Source organism: Chitinophaga sp. H8, from assembly GCF_040567655.1.
GTDB lineage: Bacteria > Bacteroidota > Bacteroidia > Chitinophagales > Chitinophagaceae > Chitinophaga > Chitinophaga defluvii.
The window spans coordinates 2929081-2950644 of sequence record NZ_JBEXAC010000002.1 but is presented as its reverse complement, the minus strand read 5'-3'; the positions used below and the strand labels follow the sequence as shown (position 1 = coordinate 2950644).

18 protein-coding genes are annotated in these 21564 nt (G+C 45.2%); 9 read left to right on the top strand and 9 right to left on the bottom strand.

Going from position 1 to position 21564, the window contains the following annotated elements; all coding sequences use genetic code 11:
• Position 1: 1 nt before the first annotated feature.
• From ABR189_RS25780 to ABR189_RS25770, 3 genes are all read left to right on the top strand, one after another.
• On the top strand, positions 2-1870 hold the full coding sequence (locus ABR189_RS25780) for an outer membrane protein assembly factor BamB family protein (protein ID WP_354663372.1): 1869 nt from the start codon (positions 2-4) through the stop codon (positions 1868-1870).
• Positions 1871-2200: 330 nt separating this feature from the next.
• Entirely contained in the window at positions 2201-2611 is a 411-nt protein-coding gene (locus ABR189_RS25775; protein ID WP_354663371.1) for an SMI1/KNR4 family protein, read from the top strand.
• Positions 2612-2773: 162 nt separating this feature from the next.
• Positions 2774-3376, top strand: coding sequence for a tetratricopeptide repeat protein (locus ABR189_RS25770; RefSeq protein WP_354663370.1), 603 nt, complete (start codon positions 2774-2776; stop codon positions 3374-3376).
• Positions 3377-3385: 9 nt separating this feature from the next.
• Here the strand turns inward: ABR189_RS25770 and ABR189_RS25765 are convergent, their stop codons facing one another.
• Positions 3386-4072 (bottom strand): hypothetical protein, encoded by a 687-nt coding sequence (locus tag ABR189_RS25765; RefSeq protein ID WP_354663369.1) that lies wholly within the window; start codon positions 4070-4072, stop codon positions 3386-3388.
• Between the two features lie 117 nt (positions 4073-4189).
• Entirely contained in the window at positions 4190-5044 is an 855-nt protein-coding gene (locus ABR189_RS25760) for an NAD(P)-dependent oxidoreductase (protein WP_354663368.1), read from the bottom strand.
• Positions 5045-5483: 439 nt separating this feature from the next.
• Between ABR189_RS25760 and ABR189_RS25755 the strand changes: the two genes are divergently transcribed.
• From ABR189_RS25755 to ABR189_RS25735, 5 genes are all read left to right on the top strand, one after another.
• Positions 5484-6389, top strand: coding sequence for a DUF1266 domain-containing protein (locus tag ABR189_RS25755; protein WP_354663367.1), 906 nt, complete (start codon positions 5484-5486; stop codon positions 6387-6389).
• A 162-nt stretch (positions 6390-6551) separates the two neighbouring features.
• Positions 6552-7679, top strand: coding sequence for a cysteine desulfurase family protein (locus ABR189_RS25750; protein WP_354663366.1), 1128 nt, complete (start codon positions 6552-6554; stop codon positions 7677-7679).
• 200 nt (positions 7680-7879) lie between these two features.
• The gene (locus ABR189_RS25745) at positions 7880-8281 is read left to right on the top strand and encodes a hypothetical protein (protein ID WP_354663365.1); all 402 of its coding nucleotides are present in this window, start codon (positions 7880-7882) and stop codon (positions 8279-8281) included.
• Positions 8282-8368: 87 nt separating this feature from the next.
• Complete coding sequence (locus ABR189_RS25740) at positions 8369-8962, top strand: penicillin-binding protein activator LpoB (protein WP_354663364.1); 594 nt, start codon at positions 8369-8371, stop codon at positions 8960-8962.
• 29 nt (positions 8963-8991) lie between these two features.
• Positions 8992-10398, top strand: a complete 1407-nt coding sequence (locus tag ABR189_RS25735) for a COG3014 family protein (RefSeq protein ID WP_354663363.1) — start codon at positions 8992-8994, stop codon at positions 10396-10398.
• 69 nt (positions 10399-10467) lie between these two features.
• Here ABR189_RS25735 and ABR189_RS25730 read toward each other — a convergent pair whose 3' ends face one another.
• The 4 genes from ABR189_RS25730 to ABR189_RS25715 all read right to left on the bottom strand — a co-directional run bounded on the left by ABR189_RS25730 (position 10468) and on the right by ABR189_RS25715 (position 18279).
• On the bottom strand, positions 10468-12330 hold the full coding sequence (locus tag ABR189_RS25730; protein ID WP_354663362.1) for a metallophosphoesterase: 1863 nt from the start codon (positions 12328-12330) through the stop codon (positions 10468-10470).
• A 9-nt stretch (positions 12331-12339) separates the two neighbouring features.
• Positions 12340-13872 (bottom strand): SusD/RagB family nutrient-binding outer membrane lipoprotein, encoded by a 1533-nt coding sequence (locus tag ABR189_RS25725; protein ID WP_354663361.1) that lies wholly within the window; start codon positions 13870-13872, stop codon positions 12340-12342.
• A gap of 10 nt (positions 13873-13882) precedes the next feature.
• Positions 13883-17218 carry a SusC/RagA family TonB-linked outer membrane protein gene (locus ABR189_RS25720; RefSeq protein WP_354663360.1) on the bottom strand — a complete coding sequence of 1112 codons (3336 nt, stop codon included), beginning with the start codon at positions 17216-17218 and terminating at the stop codon, positions 13883-13885.
• 104 nt (positions 17219-17322) lie between these two features.
• Positions 17323-18279, bottom strand: a complete 957-nt coding sequence (locus ABR189_RS25715) for a FecR family protein (protein ID WP_354663359.1) — start codon at positions 18277-18279, stop codon at positions 17323-17325.
• A 203-nt stretch (positions 18280-18482) separates the two neighbouring features.
• Between ABR189_RS25715 and ABR189_RS25710 the strand changes: the two genes are divergently transcribed.
• A complete protein-coding gene (locus ABR189_RS25710) occupies positions 18483-19010 on the top strand; it encodes an RNA polymerase sigma factor (RefSeq protein ID WP_354663358.1) in 528 nt (175 codons plus the stop codon).
• Positions 19011-19034: 24 nt separating this feature from the next.
• Here ABR189_RS25710 and ABR189_RS25705 read toward each other — a convergent pair whose 3' ends face one another.
• The 3 genes from ABR189_RS25705 to ABR189_RS25695 all read right to left on the bottom strand — a co-directional run bounded on the left by ABR189_RS25705 (position 19035) and on the right by ABR189_RS25695 (position 21533).
• Positions 19035-19739 carry a LytR/AlgR family response regulator transcription factor gene (locus ABR189_RS25705; protein ID WP_354663357.1) on the bottom strand — a complete coding sequence of 235 codons (705 nt, stop codon included), beginning with the start codon at positions 19737-19739 and terminating at the stop codon, positions 19035-19037.
• Complete coding sequence (locus tag ABR189_RS25700) at positions 19736-21073, bottom strand: sensor histidine kinase (RefSeq protein WP_354663356.1); 1338 nt, start codon at positions 21071-21073, stop codon at positions 19736-19738. The genes ABR189_RS25705 and ABR189_RS25700 overlap by 4 nt, the downstream gene beginning before the upstream one ends.
• 184 nt (positions 21074-21257) lie before the next feature.
• Positions 21258-21533: a DUF4907 domain-containing protein gene (locus tag ABR189_RS25695; RefSeq protein ID WP_354663355.1), complete on the bottom strand. Its 276-nt coding sequence runs from the start codon at positions 21531-21533 to the stop codon at positions 21258-21260.
• Between the last annotated feature and the right edge of the window lie 31 nt (positions 21534-21564).

Here is a 21564-nt window from a genome sequence, read left to right as displayed (position 1 = left end):
GATGAATAAAAGACTGATCACACATACAGGTATCTTTCTGCTCTCTTGTCTGCTCACCCTTACAGCAGTAGCACAGGATACCCTGTTTCGCTTTGCATTGGTAACGGATACGCACATTGGTAATGAAAGCGGGCAGGAAGACCTGGAGCGTACAGTGGAAGATATTAATCATCAGAACGTGGCGTTTGTCATCTTCTCCGGCGATGTGACCGAATTTGGTACTGATGATGAATTAAAGCTGGCCAAAAGCATTATCAGCCGACTGAATAAACCCTGGTATATTGTGCCAGGCAATCATGACACCAAATGGTCCGAAAGCGGCTGTAATACTTTCCGCACCGTATTTGGGGATGAAACATTCAGTTTCGAGCACAAAGGATACTGGTTTATTGGTACCAACAGCGGCCCTAATATGCGTATGGGGCCTGGGCAAGTACCCAGGGAAAACATCGTATGGCTGGACAAACAGCTGCAAAAGAAATCCAACAAACAACAGCCCATTATTTACATCAATCATTACCCGCAGGATAGTTCGTTAAGCAACTGGTATGAAGTACTGGAACGCCTGCACGGACGCAATGTAAAGGCGATGATATGCGGGCATGGCCATACTAACCGCGCTTTTAACTTTGAAGGGATTCCGGGAATCATGTGCCGGTCCAACTTACGGGCGGGTGCCCCAATAGGTGGCTATAATATTGTTTCCATCGTGGGAGATTCCCTCCTGTTCAATGAGCGTACACCTGGTGTAGCTACCCTGGCCTCCTGGCATGGGGTACCTATCCCTACCGCCGATAAGCCGGTATGGATGGAACACCCTCCCCGGCCAGATTACAGCATGAATAAAGCCTTTCCTAACGTGCGGATAAAATGGGAAGTACAGGAATCCGGCGATATGGGCAGTGCTGTTGCGATTGCCGATGGTAAAGTGATCTACACCAATACCAACGGTGATATCAAAGCAGTAAATCAAAATACCGGAAAACTGATATGGAAATATACCACCAAAGGTAAAATATATGCTACGCCGTTAGTATACGAAAAGTATGTTGTGGTACCCGGTACAGACGGTAACGTATACTGCCTGGACCTTCGTAACGGTAAACGCTTATGGTCACAACCTACCGGCAAAGCTATTGTTTCCTCTGCAGCGCTATACAATAACCTGGCTATCATTGCCGGTTCTGACGGGCATTGCCGTGCCTGGGAAATCCCTACCGGCAAATTGCGCTGGGAGTATGCAGCTATACATGGGTTTGTAGAAACCCGGCCGCTGGTACAGGATGGCAAAGTGTACTTTGGCTCCTGGGGTAATAATTTCTATGCATTAGATGCCAGCACCGGCAAAGCTGCCTGGACCTGGACCAATGGGGCTACCAACCGGATGTTCTCTCCTGCTGCCTGCTGGCCCGTAATAAGTGGTAAACAGCTGTTCATGGTATCGCCCGACCGGTTTATGACCGTGCTCAACACCGACAATGGACAGGAAATATGGCGCTTTAAAGATGCAGACAACTGGGTGCGGGAATCAATGGGCATATCTGAAGACAATAACCGCGTATATGCCAAAACCATGCAGGGAAATATCCTGGCTTTCAATGCACGCAGCCAGCAAAGAGAACTGTTATGGCAATCGCCGGTACAATTGGGATATGATATCTGCCCTTCCCCTATCAATGAGCAAAAAGGAATTATTTACGTGCCCACCAATTCAGGGATCGTATATGCCTTATCTGCTAAGGATGGTGCATTATTATGGCAGCACAAGTTTTCCAACTGTCTTGTCAATACGGTACAGCCAATCGATGAAAGCACCGTTATCACATCTTCCACAGATGGCAAACTGCTTTGCCTTGAAATAAACAAGTAAGATAAATAGCTGATGGCCGGCGCTGTTTGTTCCTGGTAAACAGGCATGAATAGTGCCGGTCTTATTTCCCCTCACCTCTTCACGATAAGTTGTAGCATATTTTAGTTTATCAATACAAAAACATACAATATCATTGCGGTGTTTTTTATTTCCTACAATAATTTTTCTCCAGGATGAGTTCCCACATTATTACCAGGTTAATCCTTTGTCTTATTTTATCGGGCTGTACCTTCCTCATACAAATCATGGTGATATGGATGAGAAAGGTAATGCACAACAGCATGCTGAAATTAACCAGAATATTATACGTTTCTTAGACTTATAATGACAATGAAAAACTGGGTAGAAACAACTATTCTTCAATGGAAGACAGAGAATATAACATTAAGGCCGGGGGCGTCTCCAGCACAAATCAATGATACCGAAAAAATGTTGGGGTACCTATTCCCGGATGAATTCAAAACACTTTACTTACAAGTAAATGGATTTACAGACTTTGATTGGCGAAGTAATATGATTTCAATCTGGCCCCTTGACCGGATTATTAGTGAATATACCGATAGCCAGGATAAAAGCTTTATAGGCTTTGCTGACTACTTAATCAATAGTGCTACATATGGATTCCTGAAAAACGAAACAGGTGTATTTAAGCAAGTGGATCAATATGGGGCTCAGTTTCTGACATCGTCCTTCAAAAAAGCGATCGAACTAATTAATGCAGATAATAAGTTATTGTACTGATTACTTATTGCTCTACAAATTTATACTTTATCATTTCATCCGGGTCTCTTGCTACCCCGCATATGACTACCTCTGTCGATTATTCATTATCTTAACATTGCGTACAATATCTACTGGTTAAGCCTGTAGGCGCTTCTATTTCATCAAAAATGCTCAATAACCATGAAACAATTACTTAGAAAAGCCGAACAAAACAGGCAGTTTCTCTTGGGTTATTCTTTGGCTTTTGAAACAGCTTCCGGGAAAAAGAGTTGGAAAAAAATTGCTGCGCATTGGTATTCAGCCGCTGCCAGCGGGCATAAGAGAGCACAATTCTACTTAGGTACTTGTTATGATCATGGTAATGGCGTTCAGAAAGATGTTGGCGAAGCATTTAAATGGTATCTCAAAGCGGCCAACCAGGGGCATAGAGAAGCCCAATACAACATCGGCTTTTTCTACGCACATGGAGAATTCGTTGCCCTCGACTATAAGAAAGCTGTTAAATGGTATACATTATCTGCCAAACAAGGAGACACGGAAGCAGAAAGAGACCTGGGCTATTCTTACTTCTATGGTCATGGCGTTAAAGAAGATCATAAAAAAGCGATCCATTGGTATAAAAAAGCTGCACGCAAAAGCGATCCGAAAGCACTTTACAATCTTGGACTTTGTTTTAAATATGGAGATGGCGTATCTCAGTCAGACCGTTGGGCCAAACATTATTTTGAAAAAGCCAAAGCCCTGGGACACAAAGAAGCAAAAAAACAATTGAAGAAACATTAGCGATATCCCTCAATCCCACTCAAGATGATCTACATTCATTCTTTTTATCGAGAACTCGTCAAAATCACTATAGTATGTAGTAATTGGATATTTAGCTGAAATTTCAACTCCTTGTTTCCATGTCAAATGAACTACTGCAAAAGTAGGTGAAGACTCCTCTTTATTTGAAATATAAAATAGCACATCATCGTTAGGACCAAAACAGGCATATGCATGACGGGTAAACTGGGATAGTGTATGCTTTTCTGCGGACACATAAGTTTTATCCGCAATCGTTATACTTTTCCCCATTTCATTATCTAATTCAGCTTCATACCTTATCTTCTGGTCTATATCAATAGGATACCAAGGTTCTTTAAGAAAAGATAAGGGCTGTGATGAAAGGAAAAACACATCCATTGCATGTCGCTGAATTGCCACCACGGACAGGGATATTTCATCTGGAAACTCCACCAGGTCGTAAATAGAAAGCCCGCCCTCTGGAATTAAATAACATCTATTCTCCAGTTGAACAACAAGATTTAATGCTATTAGTTCATCCGTAAATAGCCCATTGGCACGACGAAAAATGGGCTGCATACCCAGGTAATGCTCATTGGGTCTCAGTATACCTCCTACCACATTCATAGATTCATCTTCGACTTTAAGCAATATAGTGCCAAGCGGTATATTATTAGAGAATAGTGTAGCATTCATTTTTCAATCCTTTGTGGAAAAAACTGATACATCTCAACATCAAGCGCAATTACCAGTTTAATAATAACCTCCTGATCCCTCCTAAGTGCTCTCTTTGTCATGGAAATTAATCTCCTTTTATGACACCGCCTCTTTCCCTATTACGGTCCAGTCGTCACTACCATGTCCTTTGGCTATCCAGCGGTCCATTTCGGCAGCTATCGCTGGCAATACAGCCAGGTGGGCGCCTCCTTTCTGGGCAGCAGCTATAAATAGTCCGGTATCCTTCCGCGCCATATTCAGCTCCCAGGAAGGTTCGATCTGTCCGCCGGCACTCATTCTTTGCAGCCGTTGTGCCAGCATATTACCAGGATTCCAGGAGGTAAATAAGGAAGCTACTTCCGGAATGGGGATTTCCATCGCTTTGGCCAGCGATAAAGTATCTGCCAGCCCTGCGGTAAGGCTCACCAGGAAAGAGTTGCCTATCAGCTTCATGCCTGCGGCCCGGCCCGTTTCCGGACCAAAATTGATCACCTTGCCTGTCATTTTTGACAAAGCTGGCTCCAATCGGGCAATCACTCCCTGATCACCAGATACCAGCATAAAGCCAGTGCTGGCCAGCGCATTTGGAGGACCCATAAACACAGGCGCATGCTGATAAGTAAATCCCCGCTGCTGCCATTCCCGGGTTCTTTGTATGGCCCCCTCCACCGAAGTGGTGGTATGATCTATAATAACAGCCCCCGGCTTTAATCCGGCTGCTGCCATCTCCAGCACTTCATTTACCGTGCCATCGTCTTTCAGGGTAAGATGCACCCTGTCGGCACCGCTCACTGCATCTACTATATTACTAAATGCTTTGGCCCCATCAGCTTCCAATGCTGTTGCTTTGGCTGCTGTACGGTTCCATACCTGCACTTCCTCCCCCTTGCTGATCATCGCCCTGACAAAATTGGAACCTAAGAGGCCCATGCCTAAAAATGCTATCCTCATGTCTTTTCTTTTGGATAAAGGTAAGACTTTCGGAAAAGTCAGTGCCAGACCAAGCGCCAATAACAAATCCGTAAACCAAATACAGGATTAAATCACCTGGTTGTAAACTACAATCAGGATTTATTAACAAAAGGTGTAAACCTATACCAGGACTAGACCCAATTTCTGCCATGGGCCTACGTTTGCATAGGGATATCCCGTATATGTCCCGTATATGTCCCGTATATATCCCGTAGATATCCCGACAATGTATCTGGTCGGGATATCTACGGGATATCTCCGGAATATGCATGGGATATATCTGGGTTTCTCTTAAAGTTTCTGGCGCTATTCCCCCTTTCATCATAGGATTATGACAGGTATTCCCTGATTTTGCCACTTTGAGCATATGCTGTAAATTGGGTACTTTAAGATTTTAACCCATTAACCCGAATGCTACATGAATCAGGAAAACGCCATTGAGCAATATTTACAGTCTTTAAAAGCCATGGGATTGAGTGAGGAAATGATCGCCATGTACCGGCAGCAGATGGCCCAATCCATGAATATGTCTAACGAATGGATGCAGCAGCTCAACCAGTTTGGGCAAAATATACAGCAGTTTAACCAGCTGTTTACCGGAGAAACCGGCGCTGACGAAGGCCATGAAGTACCGGAAGATATTGAACTGACCGACCCCAGCACACTCACTACCGAGGAGCAATGGGCCGTAGCCTGTGGGGCGGACCTGGCTTTCCAGAACGGGCAATATCTGAATGATCTGACCACCGGCCTCAGCAAACAGGACTGCCGGCAGCTGTTATCCACCTGGTGGGACATTGATAGTAAGGAAGAGCTGCTGGAAACCACTACCTGGCTGTTTAATGAAGGGCACCGCATTGCATATGATACCATCTGGCAGGCAATCAATACCGTTTCTATCAAGGAAAGCAAGGAATTTATCCGGGAATATGTGGCGGCCAACAAACTGGAAGAGGCAGATTATATGGAGAAACTCCGCAATATGCGTGATGCACTGGAGCTTTTCCGGGAAAAACAGGTGATTGACCAGGACACACAACCGGATATGCTGATCTGGGACTATGCCCGTGTGATCAACCTGGCCCGTGGCGGATTTGATGCCGGATATATCTCCCGGGAAGAAGCCCTCGCCCTGATCATGGCTTGTGTGCCCAATATCCGCAAAATGTATACCTCCTGGAAACAACTGTCTATCTCCTACCAGTTTGCCCGCTGTGTATGGAATGGTACAGATGGTACCGATTTAGATGCCATGCTGACAGGTATGCAGGTACTGCTCACCCACCCAAAAAGCCCGTGGATTACCTTACCATGGCATAGTTAAAGCCCTCTAAAGCTACTCAACCTTACAGCCTATAGGAATTGTGTAATATACGCCGGTGGCGGATTTACGCAATTCCTCTTTTATTTTTCGGAAAAAAAGCAGGACATTTGTGACGCTTTTAGCGCATCGTGATTTTTTTATATCAAAAACCAAACCTTCACATTGGAAAGAGTATATTTCGATAACGCAGCTACGACATCGCTGGACCCAGCCGTGCTGGATGCCATGATGCCCTACCTCACCGAAAAGTTCGGTAACCCATCCTCCATCTATTCTTACGGCCGGGAATCAAGATTAGGCATTGAAAATGCCCGCAAACTGGTAGCCAAAACATTAAATGCACATCCGGGAGAAATCTTCTTTACTTCCGGTGGTACAGAAAGCAGCAATACCGCTATTAATGCAGCGATTACTGACCTGGGATGCAAACACATCATCTCTTCACCCATTGAACACCACGCTACCCTGCATACGGTAGAACACCTGCATTGCAGCCAGGGTGTGGGACTGTCTTACGTAAGAATCCTGCCGGATGGTCACATAGATATGGAACACCTGCGTGAACTGCTGGCAAATGCAGGAGAGAAATGCCTGGTTACCCTAATGCATGCCAACAATGAAATCGGTAACCTCCTGGATATTTTTGCTGTGGGTAATCTGTGCAAGGAATTTGACGCCATTTTCCATTCCGATACCGTACAAACAGTAGGGCACTACCCTTTTGACCTGCGCAATACCCCTGTTCATTTTATTACCGGGGCGGGTCATAAGTTTCATGGTCCTAAAGGCGTAGGGATCCTGTACATCAATGAAAATGTAAAAATAAAACCATTCATCCAGGGAGGCAGCCAGGAACGCAACATGCGCGCCGGTACAGAAAACCTTTATGGTATTGTAGGCTTTGCCAAAGCTTTGGAACTGGCTACTACCCACCACGAAGCACACAGCAAACATATTAACGAAGTAAGGATGTACATGGCAGAACGGCTGGAAAAAGAAATTCCAGGCGTTACCTTCAATGGCGACCTCCACGGACGCAGCCTGTATACCGTACTCAACGTATCCTTCCCGAAATCGGAAAAGACTGAAATGATCCTGTTTAACATGGACATCAACGGTGTTTGCGCTTCCGGTGGCAGTGCGTGTACTTCCGGCGCTGATGCCGGCTCGCACGTTATCCGCGCCATCAACAGCAATCCTAACCAGATTGCCGTACGTTTCTCCTTCTGTAAAAATAATACCAAAGCAGAAGTAGATACCGTTATCGCCAAACTGAAAGAATTAATGTAATCACTATATACCAAAAAACTAAAGGGGGCCATCACCGATCAGGTGATGGCCCCCTTTTTTGAACATGGAGAAATGCTGTTGTCTGGTAAGGAAAGATTTTTTTTATTCCCCTATGGGGGTACCGTTTTTTGCGCACGTCATATAAATAACACCGCAGCAATGGAGGCTCTTTTACACGTTGCCGGTTAAAAATTATTTATATGGGACTTAAATATTTCGCCTTACTGCTCCTTGTATCCGCTGCCACCCGCACGGCTGTTGCCCAGGAAAAAATGACTGATCAAAACCCCGCCAGCCAGGAAAGCAGGCAGCACTATATGCTGCTCTCCGACTCCCTGACACAAACACATGGTACTACCGTACAGCAAACTTATAAAGCATATGACTTTTTGCAACTGAAGCAGGAGCGGAAAGACCAGCGCCGGGAATGGCGCCAGGAAAGACGTATGCAAAGAGCTGTCTTCGGGGATGCTCCTTATTACCGCCCTTACCACCGGTACGGATATGGCCGGTCGTATTACAGTGGATTTACCGGTACAGGATGGGTAGAATACCTGACACTGACCTCTGTAGCATTGGGTTTGTATAGCCTCTTTCATTAAGTATTTATCGCCATTCTAATCTCCCGGCAGGCCCCCCATTACGCCTGCCGGTTATACCATCACAACATTATTCAAAAAACAGGATTCATGTTAAATCTCAGAGCAACCGCTATTATCAGCGCTGTATGCGGTAGTTTGTTATTGGCCGGATGTGGCCGCCAGGTAACCAGGGTAAGCGAAAACGAACAAATAGATGTAAGTGGCCGGTGGAACAATACCGATTCCAGACTGGTAGCAGAAACCATGACTACCAATATATTGGCCGACAACTGGCTGAGTGCTTTTATGCAACGTCATTCCGATAAAAGACCGGTAGTGATCGTAGGCCTGGTAGCTAATAAAAGCCATGAGCACATTGATGCAGAAACTTTTGTAAAAGATGTGGAACGCTCTTTTATCGCATCTCAGAAAGTAAGGCTGGTACAGGGCGGCGCTAAACGGGAAGAACTTCGTGGAGAAAGAGGCGATCAGCAGAAAAATGCTTCCCTGTCTACCATGAAAAAATGGGGACTGGAAGTAGGGGCAGATTATATCCTGCAAGGCTCCATCAACTCCATTGTGGATTCTCACAAACGGCAGAAAGTAATGTACTACCAGGTAGACCTGGAGCTCACAGATATCCAAAGCAATGAAGTAGTATGGATAGGCAATAAAAAGATTGCCAAATATGTAAAGAACTAAGCACAGGCTTTAGACTAACAGAAGAACGGATGAACCAATATTTAAACAAAAAATGGGCATTGCTTATAACGGCAGTAATGTCCATTTTTGTTTCCTGCCAAACCTACAATAGCAAGATCTCCAGCTATTACACGCACCTGGCACAGGGCAGCTATGAAGCTGCTGATCGTGACCTGGACCATAACAAGTACCTGCAACGCAAGCGGAACAAATTGCTGTTCCTCCTGGAAAAAGGCCGCACCGCCTTTTTAATGGGCGACTATACTGCAAGTAACCAATACCTCAATGCGGCAGACTCCCTGCTGGAAAGCGGCTACCATCGTGTATGGGACCAGGCAGTAGGACTGCTCACCAACCCTGCCATGCAGCAATACCGGGGAGAGGATTTTGAAAAGCTGCTCATCCATTACTACAAGGCCATCAACTACCTGCACCTCCGACTGCCGGAAGATGCCGTAGTAGAAGCCCGGCGCATTACCCTCAGCAACAACGCACTCAATGATCAGCGCAACAATAACGCAAACAAGTATTCCAACGACGCTTTTTCCCTGATCCTGCAAGGGATCATCTATGAAAGCGCCCATCATATCAATGATGCATTTATTTCCTATCGCAATGCGGCTGATCTTTATCTTAAAAATAAAGACAACAGCTACTATGGTGTAAAACTTCCGGAGCAATTACAACAGGACCTGCTGCGCACGGCATATCTTAATGGCTTTCAATCTGAGCTGGCCTATTACGAACAACAATTTAACCGGACATATGTACCTGCTCCTGCTGCCCCTGGTGGAGAACTGTTGCTGTTCTGGGAAAACGGACTGGCGCCTGTAAAAGCGGAAAATAATATCTTCTTTACCCTCACCCAAAATGGCCCTGGCAGCTTTGGTTTTACGGATGAACAACATACGGTTTTTATCCCCTTTGATTTTAACCTGTTTCCCCGTGATTCTGCGCACCGGCTCAAGGGATTACAAACATTCCGGGTAGCCTTCCCTAAATACGTAGAACAGCCCCTTTACTTTACCCAGGCACAGGTAATGCCCGATAGCGCGCATGCAATTACTTTGGAAATGGTGGAAGATGTAAACAAACTGGCTTTCAAAACATTGCAGGAACGTTTCCTGAAGGAAATGGGGCTGGCACTGACCCGGCTGGCCATCAAAAAGCTGGCAGAACACGAGATCAAAAAAAAGGATGAAACAGCCGGACAGGTTTTTGACGCACTTTCTTTTCTGACGGAAAAAGCCGATACCCGCAACTGGCAAAGCCTGCCCTATGCGATCTACTATGCACGTATCCCCCTTAACCAGGGGAATAATGATATCAGCGTACAGTTGCGCAACATTCAGGGTACTACAAGTAAGGTAACGCTACAGGTAGAAGGAAAGGGGATTTTACAGACCCGCCATATTACCTCCCTGCAACGCTCCTGATACTTATGGCCTGCGTGATGAGGCAAGCCATCACGCAGGTACCATAAGTAACACTCCGGCAGTTACGCCTTAATGAAATAAAACGGCATCTGACAGCACTTCCCGTTCTCCTCCTTTTCGTTGTATATACAAATCAATGGACGGTGGCCGGCGCACATCGTAATACTGGATCTTTACAGGATGATATCCCTTTTTCAGCGCTATTTCCCCGCTTTTTTCAATATCCTGGTCATATTCTTCTATCAGCATTTGATCGTGTATAAAGAACTTCAGCCAGTTTTCCGCATGCCCGCTGAAGGTATATATACCATCTTCTGCCACGTATATATAACCAGTAAATTCAACACCCCATTCTTCTCCGCGGTGTACAATTTCTTTGAGGTCATAACTCTTTATCACTTTAGGTTCGCCAAAAGGTAGTTTTTCGAAACTGTCACGCTTACTTATTTTACCAGGTGCATAGCGGTATAACAAGCCCGGCGCAGGTGTTACTTTACTACCTTCAAACGGTGTCTGCAGCGTAAATTGTTTTTCCACCACATGGCTCTCGCCATCTTTAGTGAAGGCCATCGCCTTCACTAAAGTGGTTTTCTGCAGTAATAACGGACCGGTGTACCGTTGTTTTGGGGTGGATCCGTCTGTAGAATAACGTATATCCAGGCCCGGTAATGCCTTATCCAATGTTAGCTGCAGGGTATCTGTAAATACCGAGGAGGACGCACGGAACATAGGTGCGGGCGGCATTTTACGTGCCAGGGCAGGATCATGCCAGGAGATATTTTTGGTGATTTCAAAGGCATCGAACACCTGCCCGTTATCATCTATGGCCTGAAACTGCAACACGTTCCCGGCAATACGGGCATAACCGAAACAGAAACCGGTTCTCACTTTATTGGTGAACCATGAGCGGTTAGGTGCAGAATGTTCCACAGTGCCTCCGCTGCCACCGATATTGATATAACGTACTCCCTTATCACCATATGCCTTTCCATTCAGGAGGGGCCAGCTACGTTCATAGGTATGAATATGACCATAGAAAACAACATCCACGCCATATTTGTCGTACAGCGGCGGAAGGTCCTGCAGATCAGGATCACCCAATATGGAACGTGCTTTGTCCGTTTCTCCGAAGTCATCATTATCAGATGAATAAGAAGGACGATGATGCATCACTATTTTCCAGGGAGCCTTAGAGCGTGCCAGCTCCCATTCCAGCCAATCATACACTTCCGTGCCGCGGGTTACATCGTGGTCTGTATCAAACAGAAAGAACTGTGTATTTCCGTAGGTAAAGGTGTAATAATATTCCGGTGCCGGATTACTGAGATACTGATAGTAATAAGGCGCTCCATGTTCGTGATTACCCATAATCGTATACATGGGATAAGTGCGCATGAAGGGATATGCCGGAGCAAAAAACTCTTCCACCCAATTGCGTTTTACATAGCCATAATCGACCAGGTCGCCGCCATGAATGGCAAAGTTGGGACGCTCTTTCGCTGCCAGGTTCGTCAGCGTGCCCCACACGGGGGCATTTTGCTGGGAATCACTGAATACAGCAAATGCAATAGGCGTTCCTTCCTTTACTGCTGTTTTAAAAGTAGACACCTCGCTGAATAACGTATCCCCACCAGGCATGATACTAACGGTCCGGTAAAAATAGTCCGTTTCTGCTTCCAGTCCCTCCAATGCTACTTCCTGCATCGCCCGCACGTCTTTTGCCATGGCCTTCTGAGATAGATTCGGCTGCACCGCATCGTATTGTGCTGCGCCATATTCTACCCAGGACCTGCCCGCTTCGGAGGTTTCCCAGAGAATGCGCATACTGTGCTGTGTCGCAAATTGCAGATAAGGCCTTATGACGAAATAAGGTTTTTCACGCATAGCACTCCCACCTGCCCATAACAGCAGCAATAAAATAATTCTTTGCATACTTTCTTTTTAGTCTTTAAGAATCCACATAAGGGCATTTACATTATCACTTCCATACTGACGCTGAATGGCTTTATTGACTTCCACGCCGTTGTAGTCCAGTTCCTTTTGCGGATACATCCAGCGTACCGGTATCCTGTCTGAAGGAATGTTCATATTAGAAGCCGGATTTATCGGGAAAACAGGGTATCCCACACGCCTGTACTCAAAGTAGGCATTAAAGGGATGCTGCAGGAAATTGGAAAGATATTGTTGCAGGAAGATCTGTTTTAAACGCTGATCTGTATTCGTAGCAAAAACCACTGCCGGTTGCTTCAGATAAACATTACGCACATAGTCATCTGTAATAGGCATGTTATGGTGATACGCCGGATCATTGATGGTATTGTCTACTGTAAATTTCATAGCAGCTATAATAGCATCGTTGTAATAGTCGGCAGCATTACCGGTGACCCATCCCCGCACAGCAGCTTCCGCCAGCATAAACTTCATCTCCGCATAACTCAGCAAAAAAACAGGTTCGCCGGAAGGCAGTTCCAGGTAACGGTCGTTAATGGTGGAATAGTCACGGCTGCCTGCTACCTGTGAAATAACGGAATAAGATGCCGATGGATTAGGCGCCGTATAAGCGTTCCAGTCAGACACCAGCATGCCGCCTTGTATTTTCACCGGAGAAGGTTTGCCATAGTAAAACAACCGGCGGTCTTTCAGCGTTTTCAACGAATCGATGATCACGCTGCTCAGCATGATATATACGTAAGACTGGTTGTTTTCTTTATAGAACGGATATTTTTCACCTGTTTTATCATAAAACCGCAGCTGAAAGTTATCATCATTGCTTTGCATGATGGGCATGCTGCTGACAATCTTTTGAAAACGGCTCTTCACATTCAGATCAGTGTCGGCAGTTTTACGGAACAGGTTAGTCAGCACTTTCAGTTGGAAGGTGTTTACCATTTTCCGCCATTGCGTCACTTTTCCTCCGTAAATAGGATCTCCGGCAAAGTCTACTCCCTTGCCAAACAGCTCATCCGCTTTATCCAGTTCGGAAAGAATGCCCAGAAAAACATCCTTCTGAGAATCGTAGGCTGGTTTAATAATGTGGCTGTCTTCCCCTTTGATCGCCTGGGAATAGGGAACATCCCCCACCTGCATGGTGAGCTCAAAAAAGCGCCAGGCGCGTACCAGATGCCCAAGCGCAGTGTAAGAATTCTTCAACTCTTCACTGGTAGCAAGCGCTATCATTTTATCGATATTATTTAATACTACCAGGCGGTCAAAATATTCGGTACGGCTCAGGCGGTTATATTGTTCATCGTTCGCACTGGACGACCAACAGGTGTATTTCGCCAGCATGTTTGGACGCATGAAGTCCGTGTTGGTTTTAAAGGTAGTCCTGGTCATATCCAGCAACAATGTAGTAGCTAACATGGCAGAAGTAACCTTGGTGGTACGGGTAGGATCGGTATTGATCTCGTCAAATTTCGAGCAGCTGGCAAGCAGCAGTACGGTCAGGAATATACTTATATATTGTCTATACATGATGAAAGCATTAGAAGGTGAGCTTGATGTTAACGCCTATGTAACGGTTGGCGGGCGAGTTCAGGTCATCTTTTCCTTTATCAGGATCGGCATATTTAAATGCCTTGCGCCAGATAGCCACATTTTGACCAGTAAGCGCTACAGAAGCTGCGCTGGCACCGATGGCACGGTATATGTTCGCCGGCAGGCTATACAGCAGCGATACTTCACGGAGTTTGACAAAGGTGGGATTGAGCGCACCAGCTGGTACTCCACCTCTGAATTCCCGGGAGTAGGCTTCGTAGGAAACAGGGATATCATTCTTCGCAAATACACGGGTATCTTCAATAATACGACCGTATTTATCCTGTTTCATTTCTCCTGAAACCACTTTTACACCATTACCAACATAATTCACCAGGTGATTCACTACCTCATCATAACGCCACTGGTTATCGCTTTCAGGATGCGCCCCGGTATCCCACATTTTACTGTTCATGTATTCAAACATCAAACCGCCTACCCTGCCATCGAAACTGAAGCTAAGGGTAAAGTGATCATAAGTGAAGCTGTTTGTGAAACCAAAGATCCAGCTGGGGTCTGAAAAGCCAATCCGTGATTGATACTGGCTTTCCAAAGGCAGGCCGTTATCCTGGTGCACAATATTGCCGTTTGGATCTTTTTCCCAGGGTTCGGCAACATAAGCATCGCGGCGTTCTCCAATTTTTGTCCACAGGTTATCCGAAGAATAATTGGAATCCAGTGTTTTGAAGTATTCATGGGAGGTAGACCAGTTAAAGGCGGCGTCCCATCTGAATTTCCCCGTATTCACCGGTGTGCCGCTTACGGTGATCTCCACACCACGGCGCACATAGGATTCATTGGTATTTACCAGTGAGGAGGTAAATCCGGAAGCGGGTGAAATTTCCGCATTGATCTGCTGGTTATAACTATACTTATTATAGTAAGTCACATCCAGTTGCAGACGGTTTTTGAGGAACCAGGCCATGGTACCGATTTCCCAGGTACGGGCAGTCTTAGGTTTGATACTTCCGTCAAAAATGTTGGTAGGATAAGTACCGGTATTCAGGCCTTCCCATACGCCCAGCTCTGTGCTATAGGTGCGGTTGGTAGCGTAAACGTCGAGATCTCCTTTAGAAAGCGCCCAGGAACCACGTACCTTCCAGAAGTCCATCCAGTTGGGTAACTTAAACAGCTCTGACAATACTGTACTTCCACCTATAGAAGGATAAAAGTAAGAACGGGTAGCTTTTGGTAGTGTAGAGCTCCAGTCATTACGACCGGTTATGTCCACAAAGAAAGCGCTCTTCCAGCTAAGAGAGAGTCTGCCGAACAAAGAGTTCACCTGCTTGGCGCTGTGGCCGGTAAACACTTCCGGACGCTCCACCGATGCCGCCAGGGAATATAATTCCGGAACCGTTAACCCACCACGTGTTTTGCCGAGTAATGAATTGTTGCTAAAGTAATAAATGGTACCTCCCGCCAGTCCATCTATACCAAAATTGCCCACCTTTTTATTAATGGTGAAAATCAGATCGTTGTTGGTACTGAAACCGGTAGCTTGTTGTTGCTGATATAGCCCTTTGGACTCAAAACCACCACGGGTGGAGTTGATATTGATAGGGTTGCGTTTTATGTCTTCATTTCCATAATAATCTATTCCACTACGCAATTGTAAGCGTGCATCTTTGAACAGGGTATATCCTGCGGAGAGCATAGCATTGTAGGTATTCTGGTCTACTGCGTTCAGCTTTTCATAGGCAATGAGATATGGGTTGTCATACCATGTTGCGTACATCCAGTTCTGTTCAACCCCGGGTGTTACCCAGTAATCGCGAAACTTGGTCACATCATATTCTGGGCCGGTCCACATCAACAGGTTATAAATATATCCCTGGTTGTCATAGCCACTTCCCCATATCTGAGGTGATTTACGTTTGTTATATCCTACTGTGGCTTCCAACTTGAAACGATCTCCAAGTTTCATCTCGCCGCCTACGGAGAAGTTAATCATATTGGCTTTGGCATTGGGATACTGGCCTTTATTATAGGTATCCGTAAAGGACACCCGGAAGCTGCCATTTTCGCCGGATTGTGCTACGCTGATGTTGTTATTTGTAATGAAACTGGATTCCAGGAAATTCCTGAAATTATCCTTTCCCTGGGAGGTCAGCTCGGCTTCTTCCATTTTTTTAGTGACAGGGTTCCATTGCTGTGCTTTTCTGCCTATATCAAGGCGGTCACCCCAGATATAGTCTGTGGCGCTGTAGGTACCACCAAGGCCCGCGCTGTAATTATGCTGCACTTTGGGCAGGGTCAGAAACCCGGCATTGAACATGGTGTTGCTGTTGATAGAAACAGTCACTCCTTTTTTGCCACCTTTTTTAGTGGTGATAATGATCACCCCCTCCCCGCCGCGTTGTCCGTAAAGTGCCGCTGCTGTGGAGCCTTTCAGGACATCCATGCTTTCAATATCATCCGGGCTGATATCGCGCAGTGTCATATTACCGTAAGGCACACCATTGATTACCAGCAAGGGGGTACCACCTCTTAAAGAAATGTTAGGCGCTTCAAAAAACTCGGTACTGTTCCGGATCTGCAGACCGGCCACTTTACCAGTCAGGGAAGTGGCAATATCCACCCCTTTGACCCGCTGTACTTCTTCACCGGATACCCGTTGTATGGCATACCCTAATGCCTTTTCATCACGTTTGATACCCAGGGCCGTTACAACTACCTGTTGCAACCGGCGCTGATCCGGCGACAAAGTAATATTGATGACTGATTGATTATTTACAGGCACCTCCTTGTTGACAAAACCAATAAAGCTGATCACCAGGGTGGCATCTGCTTTTGCGCGGATGGAATAAGCACCATTTTCTCCGGTAGTAGTACCGCCATCACCGTCTTTTACACGTACGGTGGCACCTATTATGGGCTCGCCGGTTTCAGCATCTGTAATAGTCCCCTTACGTATGTCAGATTGCTGTACGCGGGCTGGTTTAGGAGCAGCATAGCGCATGGATACCGTTTTGCCGTCCAGCATGTATTCCAGTCCATAGGGCTGGAGCTGATCGAGTGCGTCTTTGAATTTTGCTGCCGAAAGCCGGACATGGTCCAGTTTGACCCTTTCCAGTGATTCCCGCTGGTAGGAAAATTCATATTCCGGTGCCTGTTGCTGAACAGCATCTACTACCCGGGCAAGATCGGTACGGGTAAGGTTTATCCGGATGTTTTGAGCGCTTACAAGTTGCGCCCAGCAGAGGGATAATGGTAACAGGCCCCATACCTTCCCAAACGGGCGCCTGTTTTTTGCAGACAACTTACTTTTTAGATTTTTTGTCATAGCTTCGTTGTTAGACGTTTTATTTTTTTAGATAAAGCACTTCCATGAGCGCTGTCCTGGCCGACAGCGCTTTATTTTTTTAGTGCAGGTGAGTGAATTAATTTTTATCTTACATCAATGCTGTCGCCATGTTGCCTAAAATGAATATTCCATACAAAAGAAATATGCTGTAATACTTTTTCCAATGGTGCACCATCGAATGTGGCAGTGATTGTTTTATCGCCCAAACTATTGTCATAGCGGAAATGAACATCATACCGCTGCTCCAGTTGCAAGAACACATCATTTACCGGTGTTTTATAGAACACCAGTTTACCGGTAGTCCATGCTTCAACCTTATCCGGCGTCTGGTTTTCTATAGATGCCGTGTTGTTGCTTTTATTATAGATCAGCAACTGGCCGGGCACCAGCATTTTCTCCGGTGCAGTATGTGATGTATCGTAGGAGACTCCTATACTTCCCCGTTGAAGCCCTACCCTCAGCTGGCCCGAAGCGGGATAGGCCGTTATACTAAAAGCGGTGCCATATACCCGTGTTTCCACCTGTCCTGCCTTCACTATAAAAGGCCGCGCTTTATCATGCGTTACTTCAAAAAAGGCTTCTCCCGTTAGTTCAACGGTCCTGTTTTTCTTATTATAGGTGGAGGCGTATCGTATTTGCGAATGCTCGTTCAGTATTACGACACTACCATCCGGCAATGTATCTTTCAGTATCTGGTGCCCCGTACCTTCATTGCTGACGATGTGCCATTCCGGCGCCGGAGGGCGTTGTACCAGCTTCCACCACCAATAACCTGCGGCGGCCAACAGGAATACAGCGGCAACTTTTAAGAGATTGATCCATTTGATGGACCGTTCCCTGTCCGGAAGATGCAGCAATACTTTTTCCTTCATATTTTCCTTTTGCCCGGGAGCAGCAGGAAACTCCACATTGTCCCAATGCTCCTGCATATAAGCATCCACCCAGCCTTCTCCCTGACTGGCAATCCAATCCTTCACTTGCTGCTGCTCGCTGTCGCTGAGACGTCCACGGAAAAAATTATCCAATTTTTCTTTATCCATATGTATATAACACGTACGGGAAATAATTTACCCGTACAGGGTAGGTGCACTTAATAATTTGTTAACCTTTACTATCTTTGCCCGCCCAACACCTATCATAACACGGACGGGAAATAATTTACCTGTACAGGCTGGCCGCACTCAATAATTTGTTAACCTTTGTTATCTTTCCTTTGTTATCTTTGATACAAATCGCCTAAATCTTGCAGAAACAGCACGAAAACAGGTTAAAAAGGATCATTGATGACACACATGACAAACTGTATTCGGTACTGTTTGGGATGTGTGCAGACCCACATTTATGTGAGGATATCATACAAGAAACCTACATCCGGCTATGGCAGCACCTACCTGCAGTAAAAGATGATCATGCCATACTGGCATTGCTACGCCAATACGCACGCAACCTGTTCCTGGATGAAATGCGAAAGCGGGTGAGGCAAAAAGAAATGCTCATGAAGATCTCCAGCCGGGAGCGCCTGGTTCATCCATCCGCAGATAAAAAGGTGCTGGACGAAGAGCGGCAGCTGGAGATACAGCGGGCTATCAGCAAGCTACCACAACAGCAGCAGCTTATTTTCAGAATGCATAAAGAGCATGATATGAGCTACCGGGAGATAGCTGCAACATTAGAGATCGCTACCGGAACTATTGAAAAACAAATGACGAGAGCACTACGGTCTATTCGTCACCACCTGAAAGGTAAAGATGACCTTGTCCATCTCTCCTAGCCTGTTATTTTTCTTTTCCCGCTGCTAAGAATTCCTGTTTATCACGTCATAAAATCTATCCCGGTACCCATCGCTGATAGGAATGGGCTGATTGGCAATCATCACGGTATTCTTTTCCACCGAGTTGATCTTATTCAGCGATACCAGGTACGAGCGGTGTACACGGATAAATTTGTCGGCGGGTAATTTTGTTTCAAATGATTTTAAACTACGCAGGGTAAGAACCGGCTGGAAAGGAGTATAAATTTTCGTATAGTCTTTCAGTGCTTCAATGAATAAAATATCTTCCAGATTGATTTTGATGATCTTGTATTCTGTTTTGATAAAGATGTAGTCGGCCACACTTCTGGCGTCCATGGTTTTCTGTTGATTAGCCAGCAGGTATTCATGGGCTTTGGAGGCCGCTTTCAGGAAGCGGTCAAACGGTACCGGCTTCAGCAGATAATCCACCACATCCAGGTCAAATCCATCCAGCGCATACTCTCCGTAAGCCGTAGTAAAGACTACCAGTGGCGGATACTTCAACGATTTCAGGAATTCAATACCCGTAATATCCGGCATTTTAATATCCAGGAATACGAGGTCTACCGGCTCATCCTGCAAAAACCGCAATGCCTTTGCCGCATTTTCAAACTTGCCTGCCAGCGTGAGGAAAGGGACTTTCTTAATAAAGTCTTCGATGATTTCCAGCGCCAGTGGTTCATCATCCACTGCTATACACTTTATCATTTTTTCAACACAATTTTTAGATCAACAATAAATTCATGTTCCAATTCTGTTATATCAATGACATGTTCATTTTCATATAATAGGTCCAGTCTTTTTAATACATTCTGTAAACCTATACCACCACGTTCTGCTACACGCTGTTTAAACAGGCTGTTTTTTACCATTAATCTTATCATATTATCCGCTATCGTTACTTTTATTGCTATAAATGAATGTTCTGTATAGCTGATCCCATGCTTGAAGGCATTCTCTACAAAAGGTACCAGCAGCATGGGCTCAATAGTTAAACCAGCTGCATCACCACTTACTTCACAATCAATATTTACGTTATTAGACAACCGTAATCTTTGTATATCTATATAGTCTTTCAGATAATCTATCTCCTGTTGCAGCTGTACACGGGCTTCATTTGACTCATAGATCATATAGCGCATAATAGTAGACAGCTTCAGTATAGCATGTTCTGTTTCTCCCGAGTTTTTATGCGCCAGGGAATAGATGGTATTGAGACAATTAAACAAAAAATGAGGATTGATCTGCGATTTAAGGAACTTTAACTCTGCATTCAGTTTTTCTACTTTTAATGCTTCTCTTTGTTTTTCGCTTTTAAACCATTCAAAAGCTATTTTAATAAATCCGCTCATGAACAACATCAGCAAGGCGAAGAATCCTGACCTCCGTAATACTTCCGGAAAAAACAGGTACCGCCAGTAAGAAGCCCCGTCCATCATTGCAATGCGAGGCCCCGGTGCCAGCCGGGGAATTACCCTGCTTTCCAGCACAGAATCCCTGCCTTCCTTATGGATATAAGGAAAAGGGATGGCCGGAATAACGGGCGCCGCCTGCGTAAGCGTAACAGGCATTACCGGTGCAAGGGAAAGGTCATTTACCATTACGGGTAATGCTTCTTCTTCCGGATGACGCCATCTTTTATATCGTGTAAACGGACCAGGGGGTCTTTCTGTTACTTCTTTGAACACCATTTTTTTGTCGGCACTAATGGTAACAGCTGTACCGGTGGGTAAAAAGGTTTTGAAAAAATAATAGTCCATGAATGCTTGCTGCATGGTAATAAATGCGACCAGCAACAATATGCTGGCAAAATAAAGCGCAATCTTCTTACCTGTAAATAGCCGGGGAATCAATACATAGATATTGAGATAAAAAATCCCGATCAGGAAAAGATTATCTATCAGCTCTTTTATAAAAAAGGCTTTATGTAATATCTGTATGCGATAAAGAAAAAAAGGAAAGAATAAAAAGCATGACCATCCCAGTATGTGCAGGATAATGATAAGCGGACGATTAGCAGACAGTTTCTTAAAGTTTACCATGGAGATTATTCGCACGATAAACTTACGGTCATGGAGGTTAAGCGGGTGTTAAAATTTGTTAATAGTTTTAAAGCTTATGTTAAAATTTAGCTCAGGCGAATACTGTTTATATAGCAAAACAATTCCTGTGCTAAGAATTGTTAACAACTCCTAACACCGTGTTAATATTTCTATAAAAGCATCCCTACTTCATAGCTGCCGTTATTTTCATAGCTATTAATTCTTCCCTGCTCACTGCAGGTATTTCCTGCTGTTTTAATTTCTCTGCCACTTTCAGCCCTACCCGCAATGCGTCTTCCCTGGAAGAAAAGGAGATATTCCCCGGCAATCCCGGAATAATATCCTGATTAATAAAGGGCTTTCCACCTATGCTCACTTTATATCCCCATCCACTACCCGTTTGAAACGGAGTTACCGCAATAGCATCTGCCATTGCGGTAACCTTTTTTGCAGTGTCCAAACGGCGGTATTGTACACAGACAATACACAAC